This is a genomic window from Mesorhizobium sp. WSM4846 (assembly GCF_055811415.1).
Map to the genome: position 1 here is coordinate 1 of NZ_JBVVPZ010000078.1, position 12616 is coordinate 12616.

At 61.8% G+C, this 12616-nt stretch carries 10 protein-coding genes, 1 tRNA gene and 1 pseudogene; all 12 read right to left on the reverse strand.

The features are described 5' to 3' along the window. Positions 1–124: 124 nt before the first annotated feature. On the reverse strand, positions 125–4261 hold the full coding sequence (gene rpoB / locus AC0L15_RS32605) for a DNA-directed RNA polymerase subunit beta (protein WP_091591204.1): 4137 nt from the start codon (positions 4259–4261) through the stop codon (positions 125–127). A 254-nt stretch (positions 4262–4515) separates the two neighbouring features. Beyond that, positions 4516–4893 (reverse strand): 50S ribosomal protein L7/L12, encoded by a 378-nt coding sequence (gene rplL, locus AC0L15_RS32610; RefSeq protein WP_023680442.1) that lies wholly within the window; start codon positions 4891–4893, stop codon positions 4516–4518. A 54-nt stretch (positions 4894–4947) separates the two neighbouring features. Continuing rightward, positions 4948–5466, reverse strand: coding sequence for a 50S ribosomal protein L10 (rplJ, locus tag AC0L15_RS32615; RefSeq protein ID WP_023798119.1), 519 nt, complete (start codon positions 5464–5466; stop codon positions 4948–4950). Between the two features lie 413 nt (positions 5467–5879). After that, positions 5880–6578 (reverse strand): 50S ribosomal protein L1, encoded by a 699-nt coding sequence (gene rplA, locus AC0L15_RS32620; protein ID WP_027155818.1) that lies wholly within the window; start codon positions 6576–6578, stop codon positions 5880–5882. A 4-nt stretch (positions 6579–6582) separates the two neighbouring features. Next, entirely contained in the window at positions 6583–7011 is a 429-nt protein-coding gene (gene rplK / locus AC0L15_RS32625) for a 50S ribosomal protein L11 (protein ID WP_287248046.1), read from the reverse strand. A 169-nt stretch (positions 7012–7180) separates the two neighbouring features. After that, positions 7181–7708, reverse strand: a complete 528-nt coding sequence (nusG, locus tag AC0L15_RS32630; protein WP_006333333.1) for a transcription termination/antitermination protein NusG — start codon at positions 7706–7708, stop codon at positions 7181–7183. 27 nt (positions 7709–7735) lie between these two features. Beyond that, positions 7736–7939, reverse strand: coding sequence for a preprotein translocase subunit SecE (gene secE, locus AC0L15_RS32635; protein WP_013531408.1), 204 nt, complete (start codon positions 7937–7939; stop codon positions 7736–7738). A gap of 372 nt (positions 7940–8311) precedes the next feature. Then, positions 8312–8387, reverse strand: a tRNA-Trp gene (locus AC0L15_RS32640). 35 nt (positions 8388–8422) lie between these two features. Then, positions 8423–8932: a metal-dependent hydrolase gene (locus AC0L15_RS32645; RefSeq protein WP_287248047.1), complete on the reverse strand. Its 510-nt coding sequence runs from the start codon at positions 8930–8932 to the stop codon at positions 8423–8425. 112 nt (positions 8933–9044) lie between these two features. Further along, entirely contained in the window at positions 9045–10712 is a 1668-nt protein-coding gene (locus AC0L15_RS32650) for a COG3904 family protein (protein WP_473498360.1), read from the reverse strand. A 204-nt stretch (positions 10713–10916) separates the two neighbouring features. Continuing rightward, positions 10917–12376: pseudogene (locus AC0L15_RS32655) on the reverse strand (COG3904 family protein). A gap of 164 nt (positions 12377–12540) precedes the next feature. Beyond that, on the reverse strand, positions 12541–12616 hold a 76-nt coding region (locus tag AC0L15_RS32660; protein ID WP_454589835.1), incomplete at its 5' end, for an EF-Tu C-terminal domain-related protein.

Sequence of the window (12616 nt, forward strand, 5' to 3'; positions counted from 1 at the left end):
ACTTCCCCGCCTGCCGCAATTAAAAATTTTGTTTTTTGATATTTCTCTGGCCCCAACCCCCCAAACCATTTTGGGGGGTGGGGGGGGGGGGGGGGGGGGGGGCCCCCGCCCCCCCACGTCTTGCTTATTCGGCCGCGTCGGGCAGCCGGATCGGGTTGTCGTCGAGCTTGGTGTTCTCCAGCTCGACATTGAGGCCCAGAGACCGCATTTCCTTGACGAGAACGTTGAAGCTCTCGGGGATGCCGGCCTCGAAGGTGTCGTCGCCTCTGACGATCGCCTCATAGACCTTGGTGCGGCCGGCGACGTCGTCCGACTTCACCGTCAGCATCTCCTGCAGCGTGTAGGCGGCGCCGTACGCTTCGAGCGCCCAGACCTCCATCTCGCCGAAGCGCTGGCCACCGAACTGCGCCTTGCCGCCCAGTGGCTGCTGGGTAACGAGCGAGTACGGCCCGATCGAGCGCGCGTGGATCTTGTCGTCCACAAGATGGTGAAGCTTGAGCATATATATGTAGCCCATCGTCACTTTGCGATCGAACGGCTCGCCGGTGCGTCCGTCATAGAGCTGCGACTGACCGCTGGTGTGCAGGCCCGCCTGCTCCAGCATGATGTTGATGTCGGCCTCGTGCGCGCCGTCGAACACCGGTGTCGCGATAGAGACGCCGCGGCGCATCTGCTCGCTGAGGCGAACGACGCTCTCGTCGTCATAGTCGCGGACCGGCTCGTTGCGGTCGTTGGCCGGCATGAAGCTCTCGAGCGTCTTGCGCAGCGGCTTGATGTCGCCGCCTGTCTTGTAGGCGTCGATCAGCTCGCCGATCTTCCTGCCCATTCCGGCGCAGGCCCAGCCCAGATGCGTCTCCAGGATCTGGCCGACATTCATGCGGCTCGGCACACCCAGCGGGTTGAGCACGATATCGGCATGTGTGCCGTCCTCGAGGAACGGCATGTCCTCGACCGGAACGATCCGCGACACGACACCCTTGTTGCCGTGCCGGCCGGCCATCTTGTCGCCGGGCTGCATCTTGCGCTTCACGGCCACGAAGACCTTGACCATCTTCATGACGCCGGGAGGCATCTCATCGCCGCGCTGCACCTTCTCGACCTTGTCCATGAAGCGCTGTTCGAGCGCCTTCTTGGAATCGTCGTACTGGCCGCGCAGGGCTTCCAGTTCGCTCTGGAGCTTTTCGTTCTCCACCGCAAACTGCCACCACTGTGAACGCGGATACTCGTCGAGCGTATCCTTCGACAACTTCGAGCCCTTCTTGAAACCCTTCGGCCCGGCAATCGCGTCCTTGCCGACGAGAACGTCGGACAGGCGCGAATAGACGTTGCGGTCGAGAATCGCCTGCTCGTCGTCGCGGTCCTTGGCGAGGCGTTCGATCTCCTCGCGTTCGATCGCCATGGCGCGCTCGTCCTTCTCCACGCCGTGGCGGTTGAAGACGCGCACTTCGACGACGGTGCCGAAGGTTCCGGGCGGCATGCGCATGGAGGTGTCGCGCACGTCCGATGCCTTTTCGCCAAAAATGGCGCGCAGAAGCTTTTCTTCCGGCGTCATCGGGCTTTCGCCCTTCGGCGTGATCTTGCCGACCAGGATGTCGCCCGGCTGCACTTCGGCACCGATATAGACGATGCCGGCCTCGTCGAGGTTCTTCAGCGCTTCTTCCGAGACGTTGGGGATGTCGCGGGTGATTTCCTCCGGCCCGAGCTTGGTATCGCGCGCCATGACCTCGAACTCCTCGATGTGGATCGAGGTGAAGACGTCGTCGGCGACGATGCGCTCGGACAAGAGGATCGAGTCCTCGTAGTTGTAGCCGTTCCACGGCATGAACGCGACCAGCACGTTGCGGCCGAGCGCCAGATCGCCGAGCTCGGTCGACGGACCGTCGGCGATGATGTCACCCTTGTTGACCAGGTCGCCCATGCGCACCAGCGGACGCTGGTTGATGCAGGTGTTCTGGTTCGAACGCTGGAACTTCATCAGCCGGTAGATGTCGACGCCCGACTTGCCGGGATCGAGATCTTCCGTGGCGCGGATGACGATACGCGTCGCGTCGACCTGGTCGACGATGCCGCCGCGGCGGGCGCCGATGGCGGCGCCGGAGTCACGGGCGACGATCGGCTCCATGCCGGTGCCGACGAACGGCGCTTCGGCGCGCACCAGCGGCACGGCCTGACGCTGCATGTTCGAGCCCATCAGCGCGCGGTTGGCGTCGTCGTTCTCGAGGAACGGAATCAGCGCCGCGGCCACCGACACCATCTGCTTGGGCGACACGTCCATCAGATCGACGTTTTCGCGGGGCGCCATCATCACTTCGCCGGCATTGCGGCAAATGACGAATTCGTCGACGAAACCACCATTCTTGTCGAGCTCGGCATTGGCCTGCGCGACGTGGTGCTTGGCCTCTTCCATCGCGGAGAGATAGACGACCTCATTGGTCAGCTTGCCGTTGACGATCTTGCGGTACGGGCTCTCGATGAAGCCATACTTGTTGACGCGCGCAAATGTGGCCAGCGAGTTGATCAGACCGATGTTCGGGCCTTCCGGCGTCTCGATCGGGCAGATGCGGCCGTAATGCGTCGGATGCACGTCGCGCACCTCGAAGCCGGCGCGCTCGCGGGTCAGACCACCGGGTCCAAGCGCCGAGAGACGGCGCTTGTGGGTGATCTCCGACAGCGGGTTGGTCTGATCCATGAACTGCGACAGCTGCGAGGAACCGAAGAACTCGCGCACGGCGGCAGCCGCCGGCTTGGCGTTGATCAGGTCCTGCGGCATCACCGTATCGATCTCGATCGAGGACATGCGTTCCTTGATCGCGCGCTCCATGCGCAACAGGCCGACGCGGTACTGGTTCTCCATCAGCTCGCCGACCGAGCGCACGCGGCGATTGCCGAGATTGTCGATGTCGTCGATCTCGCCCTTGCCGTCGCGCAGTTCGACCAGCGTCTTGACCACGGCCAGGATGTCGTCCTTGCGCAGCACGCGCACGGTGTCCTCGGCCTTGAGCTCGAGGCGCATGTTCATCTTGACGCGGCCGACGGCCGACAGGTCATAGCGCTCGCTGTCGAAGAACAGCGAGTTGAACATGGCTTCGGCGGTTTCCAGCGTCGGCGGCTCGCCGGGGCGCATGACCCGGTAGATGTCGAACAGCGCGTCCTGGCGGCTCTCGTTCTTGTCGACGTTGAGCGTGTTGCGGATATAGGCGCCGACATTGACGTGGTCGATGTCGAGAACCTTGATCTCGTCGTCGCCGGCGGCGAGAAGCACTTTTAGCGTCTTTTCGTCGATCTCGTCGCCGGCCTCGAGGAAAATCTCGCCGGTCGCATAGTTGACGATGTCCTCGGCAAGGTAGTTGCCGAGCAGATCCTCGTCGGTCGCCTTGATCGCCTTGAGACCTTTTTCGCCGAGCTGACGGGCCTGGCGTGCGGTGATCTTCTTGCCGGCCTCGACGACGACCTCGTTGGTGTCCGCATCGACCAGGTCGCCGACAGCCTTGAGGCCGCGGAAACGCTCGACGTTGAACGGGATGCGCCAGTGGTCGCCGGCGCGCTTGTAGGTGATCTTGTTGTAGAAGGTCGACAGGATCTCCTCGGCGTCCATGCCGAGCGCCATAAGCAGCGACGTCACCGGGATCTTGCGGCGGCGGTCGATGCGGGCGTGCACGACGTCCTTCGAGTCGAACTCGATGTCGAGCCACGATCCGCGATAGGGGATGACGCGCGCGGCAAACAGCAGCTTGCCCGACGAGTGCGACTTGCCCTTGTCATGGTCGAAGAAGACGCCCGGCGAACGGTGCATCTGCGAGACGATGACGCGCTCGGTGCCATTGACGATGAAGGTGCCGTTCAAGGTCATGAGCGGCATGTCGCCCATGTAGACGTCCTGCTCCTTGATGTCCTTGATCGACTTGGCGCCGGTATCCTCGTCGATATCGAACACGATGAGGCGCAGCGTCACCTTGAGTGGCGCGGCATAGGTCAGGTCGCGCTGACGGCATTCGTCAACGTCGAATTTCGGCGCTTCGAACTCGTACTTGACGAATTCCAGCATCGAGGAGCCGGAAAAGTCGGAGATCGGGAACACCGATTTGAAAACCGCCTGCAGTCCCTCGTCAGGACGCCCGCCCTTGGGCTCCTCCACCATCAGGAATTGGTCATAGGATGCCTTCTGAACCTCGATCAGGTTCGGCATCTCCGCAACTTCCGGAATCTTTCCGAAGAATTTGCGTACGCGTCTGCGGCCATTGAAAGTTTGTGTCTGGGCCATCGTCGCTCCTTAGCTCGATTCTCGGGGCGAGCCTCGCCGCGGCTCGCCTTGCATTCTCGGCCGCCTTCGGCGGCGGCCTTTTATTGGTTCACCCGCCACCTGTCGGTGACCGGCCAAAACGGGAGAAAACCCGTTTCCTGAAGGCCGGTTTACGGTCCTCAGGAAAGAGGTTTTCGTACTCTTCGCGTTACGCAGCCTCCCTTCGCGCCAAGGGAGCGGCGGACGGCGCGAAGCCGCCCGCCGATATCAAACGCTTACTTCAGTTCGACCTTGGCGCCGGCTGCTTCCAGCTGGGCCTTGAACTTGTCCGCGTCGGCCTTGGAAACAGCTTCCTTGACCGGCTTCGGAGCCGCCTCGACCAGGTCCTTGGCTTCCTTGAGGCCAAGACCGGTGATGGCGCGAACTTCCTTGATGACGTTGATCTTCTGAGCGCCCGCCTCGGTGAGGACGACGTCGAATTCCGTCTTTTCCTCGACCGGAGCAGCAGCAGCCGCAGCACCGCCGGCGGCAGCAACCGCCACCGGAGCAGCAGCGGAAACGCCCCACTTTTCTTCCAGAAGCTTCGACAGCTCGGCCGCCTCGAGGACGGTCAGCTTCGAAAGGTCGTCTACGATCTTTGCCAGATCAGCCATTGCAATATTCCTTCATAAGGTTCGAACGTGTGTTTGTGATAGCGAGGAACGGCCTCATGCCGCCTCGTCCTTCCGGGCGTAAGCGCCGATGACACGCGCGACCGAAGCCGCAGGCGCATTGACGATCTGGGCGATCCGGGTTGCCGGCGTGGCGATCATGCCAACCAGCCTGGCGCGCAGCTCATCGAGCGACGGAAGTGTGGCGAGTGCCTTCACACCGTCGGCGTTGAGCGAGGTGGTGCCCATTGCGCCGCCGAGAATGACGAGCTTGTCATTTCCCTTGGCGAAATCGGACGCGACCTTCGGCGCCGCAATCGGATCCTCCGAATAGGCGATCAGCGTCTGTCCCTTGAACAGGTCGATGATCGATGCGGAGTCCGTGCCCTGAAGAGCGATTTTGGCGAGACGGTTCTTCGCGACTTTGACGGTGCCACCGGCGACACGCATTTTCGACCGAAGGTCGTTCATTTGCGCGACGGTAATACCGGCGTAGTGGGCCACGACGACTGAACCAGCGCCCGAAAACGCTTCATTCAGGCCCGTGACGAGTTCGCGTTTTTCCGCTCTGTCCACTGCCTATCTCCAGTTGACCCCAATCCTGTTAACGGGAACATTCCCATTACGAGGACAGGTGTCGGGTTGCCTTTTGCCGGCCGGGCCATCCAGTAACGGATCTCCCGAACGACGCTCGAGGATCCTGCCCCCTTTCGCCACACCAGCCGGCAAGCCGAATGGTGCGCAGACAAAAGGCAAACACGGTTCGAACCTTTCATTGGAGCAGTCGCTCCGTTGTCCGGTCTTCACCCGTCTCATGCAGGCCCACATGAATTAAGGCCCCCCTTGAACCAAGGCCTGGGGCCGCCCGCAATCTCGGACAGGATGTCCGGAAGCCTTCCGACTTCCGGTACCGGGCCGCCAAGATAAATCGGAGGCCCGGAATTCTGTTTGCGGATCAGCCCTTTAGCGGCAGATCCGAATGGTTCGTATCAGGACGCTGCCAGCGTCGAGACGTCGAGCTTGAGACCAGGGCCCATCGTCGAGGTGACCGACACCTTCTTGACGTAGTTGCCCTTGGCGCCAGCCGGCTTCGCCTTGGTCACGGCGTCAGCGAAGGCGCGGACGTTCTCTTCCAGCGCCTTGACGTCGAACGAGATCTTGCCGACGCCGCCATGAACGATGCCGGCCTTCTCGACGCGGAACTCGACCGCGCCACCTTTCGACGCCTTGACGGCGGCGGTAACGTCGGTGGTGACAGTGCCGACCTTCGGGTTCGGCATCATGCCACGCGGGCCGAGCACCTTGCCCAGACGGCCGACCAGCGGCATCATGTCCGGCGTGGCGATGCAGCGATCGAAGTCGATCGTGCCCTTCTGGACGATGTCGACCAGATCCTCGGCGCCAACGATATCGGCACCGGCCGCCTTGGCTTCCTCGGCCTTGTCGCCACGCGCGAAAACCGCGACGCGGACGGTACGGCCGGTGCCGTTCGGCAGGTTGACCACGCCACGGACCATCTGGTCGGCATGGCGCGGGTCGACACCCAGGTTCATCGCGATTTCAACGGTCTCGTCGAACTTCACCGAGGACCGGTCCTTGAGCAGCTTCAGCGCATCACCCAAGGCATAGGCCTTGTTGGGATCGATGCCTTCGCGGGTCTTCGATACACGCTTTGCAATCTTTGCCATGATCTCAGCCCACCACTTCCAGACCCATCGAGCGGGCGGAGCCCTCGACCATGCGCATGGCCCCCTCGATATCGGTCGCGTTCAGATCCTTCATCTTCTGCTCGGCGATGGCGCGCACCTTGTCGCGGCCGATCGTGCCGGCCTTGACCTTGCCCGGCTCCTTCGAGCCCGACTTCAGGTTTGCGGCCCTCTTCAGGAAGTAGCTCACCGGCGGCGTCTTCATGACGAAGGTGAACGACTTGTCCTGGTAGTAGGTGATCACGACCGGAACCGGCGATCCCTTTTCCATTTCCTGGGTCTGCGCGTTGAACGCCTTGCAGAACTCCATGATGTTGATGCCGCGCTGACCAAGCGCCGGTCCGATCGGGGGCGACGGTGTCGCCGAGCCCGCGGAAACCTGGAGCTTGAGCTGGCCTGCAATTTTCTTAGCCATCTCTTCCTGCCTTCATCTCATGCCGGCCCCAAATCTGGGCAACACCGGCGGTTGCAGTCTGGTGGTGCGGTTCCTGCAGCGGGCTAAAGCCGCATTCGCCTCCCACCCATTTTGGCTGCGATTTCCACGCCGCCTCCCTCACCGCCGAATTGGCGACAAGGATTTCGGATCAGCCCTTTTCGACCTGTCCGAATTCGAGATCGACCGGCACGGCGCGCCCGAAGATCGAAACTTCCACCTTGAGCCGCGCCCGCTCCTCGTCCACTTCCTGGACGAAACCGTTGAACGAGGCGAACGGACCGTCCGAGACGCGGATCGCCTCGCCGATCTCGAAAGTGACCGACGGCTTCGGCCGCTCGACGCCTTCCTGCACCTGGTTCAGGATGCGCTGGGCCTCGGCCTCGGTGATCGGCACCGGCTTCGAATCACCCAGGAAGCCGGTGACCTTCGGCGTGTTCTTCACGAGCGAGAACACTGCGTCGGTCAGGTTGGCCTTCAGCAGCACGTAGCCCGGGAAGAACTTGCGCTCGGCATCGACCTTGCGGCCGCGGCGTATCTCGACGACCTTCTCGGTAGGCACCACGATCTGCTCGATGTCAGCGGACAGGCCTTTCTGCTTGGCCTTGTTCTCGATGTCCTCAGCGACCTTTTTTTCAAAGTTCGAATAGGCGTGGACGATGTACCACCGCGCAGTCATTTCAAGGCTTCTCCGTAATCGCCGGACTCAGCGTCCAATGCCCAGAATCTGCTCGACCGCGAGGCCCATGAGCTGATCGGCAGTAAAGAAAAAGATCATCGCGATCACAGCGAACGCCAGAACCATCACCGTCGAGATCATCGTTTCGCGACGCGACGGCCAAGTCACCTTGGCGGTCTCCGCGCGAACCTGCTGGAGAAAGACGAATGGATTTGTGGTTTTCGAAGCCATGTGCCGCTCTGTCTGCAAGACCCGTTGACCGGATCTCCTGGATGATCCCGCTGGCCGGGATGTGCCGCCTGAGCCTGTGTCCGCGCCGAATCAGCGCAATCATTTCGCCCATGCAAATCGGACGCGTAAAGCCGGCTTCCCAGCTCCACGCGTCGCGTGTCTGTTTCGTCTACATAAAACCGATTCTTGATCCACGCAAGTGGCAAGTGTCCGCTTTATGCCAAACGCCGCCTCGGAACCATCCAGTCGTCCCGTTCCGGCTATGGCGCTCTTATGCCTCAAGACAGCCTATATGGCAAGCCACCGCGCGATTTTCAAAAGGTCGACGCGCGGAAGACCAGAAATTTTTTCATGAATTGGCCATTCGAAAAATGGCACGGGCAGCAGGGCTCGAACCTACGACCTGCGGTTTTGGAGACCGCCGCTCTACCAACTGAGCTATGCCCGTATCGCGCGCTGCTATTTCATAAAGCGGACAAGAACTCAAGTCGAGTTTTCAGGCGTGGCCGCGCCGGGCTGCAATCGTCGAAATCCGAGGGCCAGCGCCCAGGCGCATATCAGAAGTTCGAGGGCAAAAGTCCAATGCAACATGAAGCTCATGACCCAGTTGCGATACATCGCCGGGACCGTGACGAGTTCGAGCGCGCGCCGGTCGAACGGCATTAGCCACATGATAGGCGACGCCACTGAGTCCAGGATCATGTGTATCATTGCGGCGGCAAAGAAGGCGCCGACCGGGGCCAGATATCGCGGATCCCGCCATTTCGCGACCGACACTGTCACAAGGCCAGCCGCTGCCCAGAAGAGCGGCCAGTGCGTGACGTAGGCGTGGTGATGGGTTCGTCCGCCATCGACAAAATGGAAATAGACCATGTCGAGGTCCGGGACGACGCTGCCGAGCATTGCCGCCGCCATGATCCCCGATCTGCCGGGCCAACGGTTTCGTGCGAAAGTACCGAGTATGTAGCCAGCCGGAAGATGAGCGATCAGCATCGTCAAACCTTGTTCATTGCCGAATCGGTCGAACGTCGCGGCGGATTGTGGCGCATTCAGGAAGGACCACCCCGCCTCGCCCTATCGCGCTCAGCTGGGGCGTGACTGCGCCTTACAGCTTGACGGCCGCCTCGGCCTGAACCTCGGACGTCGACACGACGCGGCAATTCTCCGGCATTGGCTGCGACTTGCAGATGGTCGGGCCGGTAAATTCATCGGCCGAACCAAGCCCGGTCGTCAGCCCGACTTTTAGCATCGTCTCGGGTTCGAGCTGCCGATGGCGCGAGGCCGGCACCGACCGCATCGCCACCAGCAGACCGGATCCGACCGCCATATCCCTGAGATAGGTTTTGACCCGCTGCTCCAACCCGATCGGGTGCACGGTCAACTGCGCGCGAGGACCGACAAGGCGTCTGACACCGCCGGCAAGCATGATCGGGCAGGCCGCGCCACACTCACCGCTCGCATCGATCGTCAGTCCGACATGGACGCCATCCCTGGCGGGGCAATCCGCCTTGTCCGGCTCGCATCCAATGAAGTCCGTCCGCGCAACCGTCACGTCGAGCTTGCGTTCTCGGATCAATCTTCCGGCGGCCAGAGCGCCGAGCACGTCGCCTCCCGGCGAGTTGATCACCACGGGCAGTCGCCGATCACCGATCGTATCCAGCAGTTGGCGTAGCCGTTCCGGCGTTTGAGCGCTGATCATGCCTTCAGCCGAGATCCATTCGGGACAATTCGGATCGCAGAGAAAACTTCTGCCGCGAACCAGGACGAAGCGCATATCGCCAACATCGGCCGGCTGCACGGCTTCAGGTTCGCCCGGCGCGGCCGGAGCGGGCTTGGCGTACGCCACCACGTCGCCGGCCGGCGCCGGTATTTCCCTGCAGTTCGCGGCCACCGGATCGGTGTTGCACAGGGATGGCGCGGTCAGCAGGTCGACGGCATCCAGGCTTGTCACGAGCTTCGCCTGCAGCATTTCGTAGGGGGCCAGCTGCTGGATGGTGCTGGCCGGAGTGTTCTTCATCGTCTCGAGCACGGCTTGGCCGACGCCCATTTCGTTCAGATAGGCAGCCAGTCTTTTCTCCACCGACTTGCTCATCTCGTAGGTCTTGTAGCTGCCGGCGTTCTTGCGGCCGACGATCTTCTTGCTGAGGATCTTTTTCTTGCCTCCGACCACGCGATAAGTGGTCCGGTACTGCAACTTCGTCTTGATGTAGGTCGTGGTGATCTGATGCACGCCGAGAAAGGCCCATTGGCCGACGACGCGCCTGATGCCGCCGGCAAACATCAGCGGGCAGGCGGAATTGCAGATGGCGCCGTCGGCATAGGCATTGCCGAAATAGCGAGCGCCCTTGCCGTCGTTTTCCTTGCAGTCCTTGGCGTCGGGCTGGCAACCGGTGAACCCGGTTTTGCCGACCGCGATATCGAGCTTGTTCTTGCGCAGCAGCCGGCCAAGCGCCAGCGCCGCTTCGACGTTGCCGCCGGGAGAATCCACGACAACGGGCAGTTTTCGGCCACCGAGTGCCTTGAGCGTGCGTTTGAACAGGGCCGGCGTGGCGGCCACTATCGAGCCTTCAGCCGATATCCATTCCGGGCAGGTCGGTTCGCAACCAGGCGCGCTGCTGCGGACGACGACAAACCGCATCGTCGGACCAAAATCCGGCGTGGATTCTTTGGTGTTCGCCGCGAAGGCAGCGTGTTCCATGACCAGGAACGACGCCAGGCAGATCAGCCCAAGCATCCACCATGCCTGACCATTCAGACGGTGCCATGAAACCATTCGGGCAAGCCCCCGCAATGCGATCTATACTAGTTCAGCTTTGCCGGCTTGCAACAGGGTTTTGCGACGACGCCGCAGGCACCGGCATACGTAAAAAGGCAAGCCGGGTGTACGCAAATAAGCAAAAAGGGCAGCCCCAGGACAGCCCTTTTGCATCGGATATCGGCCGGCAATGCCGGCGGTCGATTATTGGCCGACGCGAAGCTACAGCCTCGGGGGCGCCGCGGCTTCGGCGTTGGTTGACGGGGTGACCCTGCAATTGTCGGGCTTCGGCAGCGACTTGCAAATGGTGGCGCCGGTCAGTTCGTGCACGGATTGAGGACCCGTCGTCAGGCCAAGCTTCAGCATCGCGTCGGGTTCGAGTTGGGCGGCCCGAGGGCCGCCCTTTCTGTCTCGATCTCCGGCTGGCGCAACCAGTCGCATACCCCGGCTGATCATGGCGTCATATCCGATGATGTGTACGGGCCACTCGCCACGCCCCAACGCCAAGCCGGCATTGGTTCCACCTCAGGATCACAGGTGGAACTCGCCCCAGCTACCCGCGATCCCCCTCCGATGCATGCTATGAGGGTTTGCGGGGGATTGCCGTAAGACCCTTCGTCGCCGGCATTGGTCGCCTGCGTGGCCGGCTGAGAAATTTGGACTTGAGCCGGTTGAGAAGGTCCGGCCTTCGCCTCGATCGCTGCTGGCTTGGCCGGCTTGGCATTCGCAGGGACCTGCCTGCAGTTCGCCGGCGCCGGGCTCCGCCGGCATATGCCCGCGAGCGTAAGAATGTCGAGGGAGTCCCTGCTGGTGACCAGCTTCATCGTCAGCATGTCGGCGAGGGAGATCTGCCGGATGTCGCTGGCGGGCGTGGCCTTCATTCTGTCAAGCACGCCCCGCCCGACGCCCATCTCCCTGAGATAGGCCGAAAGCCTCCTCTCAAGCGCCTTGCTCATCTCATAGGTCTTGTATCCGACATTGTCTTGAGTGACGGTTTCGGTGGTGATCTTATATTTTTTGCCGCGCACAACCCGATAGGTGGTTCGATATTGCCGTTGGGTGCGGAAATGGGTCGTAGTGATCTGATGGACGCCCAGATGGGCCCAACCGCCGACCACGCGTCCGACGCCTCCGGCTAACATCAGCGGACATGCGGAGTTGCACATAGCGCCGCCGTCGGACGCAATGCCGAAATATGCGGCGCCCTTGCCGTCATTGGCCCGGCAATCCTTCATCCCGGGCCAACAATCGGAAAACTTGGTCGTACCGACGGCGATATCGAGCTTGTTTTTGCGAATTATTCGACCAAGCCGGAGCGCAGCATCGACATTGCCGCCCGGGGAATTAACGATAATCGGCAGTTTGCGACGGCCGAGCTTCTTCAATATGCGCTTGAGCTGCGCTGGCGTGCCCGCCTCGATGGCGCCTTCTGCCGAAATCCATTCCGGACAATTAGGCTCGCAACCGGTCGCATTGCTGCGCACGACGACGAGTTGCATCTCCGAAAAACCATCTGACGAACTGCCCGGAAGGTACCATGACTTCGGATCCCATGTCTTCGGATCGGAGACATCCTCGGCCTTCGCCGCAAAGGCAGCCATCGCCATTACGACCACCAGCACCAGGCGAACCAGCCCGCGCCACCACCCCGCCATACTGCTTAAACGGCGTCCCCAAACCACGCTTGGCAAAAGCCCCCTCGATGCAACCTATAATAGTTGCGGCGGTGGTGCTTGCAACAGCTTTGAAAGGACCGCGCAAGATTTTTCTGCGCGGACCCAGCAAAAGTAGAAAGGGCGGCCCGAAGACCGCCCTTCCCTGTCGATCCGACAAATGCCGGCGTCGATTACTCTTTGATGGTGACGACGATGCCGGCACCGACGGTGCGGCCGCCTTCACGGATGGCGAAGCGCAGCTTCTCT

Excerpts from the sequence above, each read along its gene's own strand:
- rpoB (WP_091591204.1), bottom strand. The coding sequence starts at position 4,261 with ATGGCCCAGACACAAACTTTCAATGGCCGCAGACGCGTACGCAAATTC.
- rplL (WP_023680442.1), bottom strand. The coding sequence starts at position 4,893 with ATGGCTGATCTGGCAAAGATCGTAGACGACCTTTCGAAGCTGACCGTC.
- rplA (WP_027155818.1), bottom strand. The coding sequence starts at position 6,578 with ATGGCAAAGATTGCAAAGCGTGTATCGAAGACCCGCGAAGGCATCGAT.
- rplK (WP_287248046.1), bottom strand. The coding sequence starts at position 7,011 with ATGGCTAAGAAAATTGCAGGCCAGCTCAAGCTCCAGGTTTCCGCGGGC.
- nusG (WP_006333333.1), bottom strand. The coding sequence starts at position 7,708 with ATGACTGCGCGGTGGTACATCGTCCACGCCTATTCGAACTTTGAAAAA.
- secE (WP_013531408.1), bottom strand. The coding sequence starts at position 7,939 with ATGGCTTCGAAAACCACAAATCCATTCGTCTTTCTCCAGCAGGTTCGC.
- AC0L15_RS32645 (WP_287248047.1), bottom strand. The coding sequence starts at position 8,932 with ATGCTGATCGCTCATCTTCCGGCTGGCTACATACTCGGTACTTTCGCA.
- AC0L15_RS32650 (WP_473498360.1), bottom strand. The coding sequence starts at position 10,712 with ATGGTTTCATGGCACCGTCTGAATGGTCAGGCATGGTGGATGCTTGGG.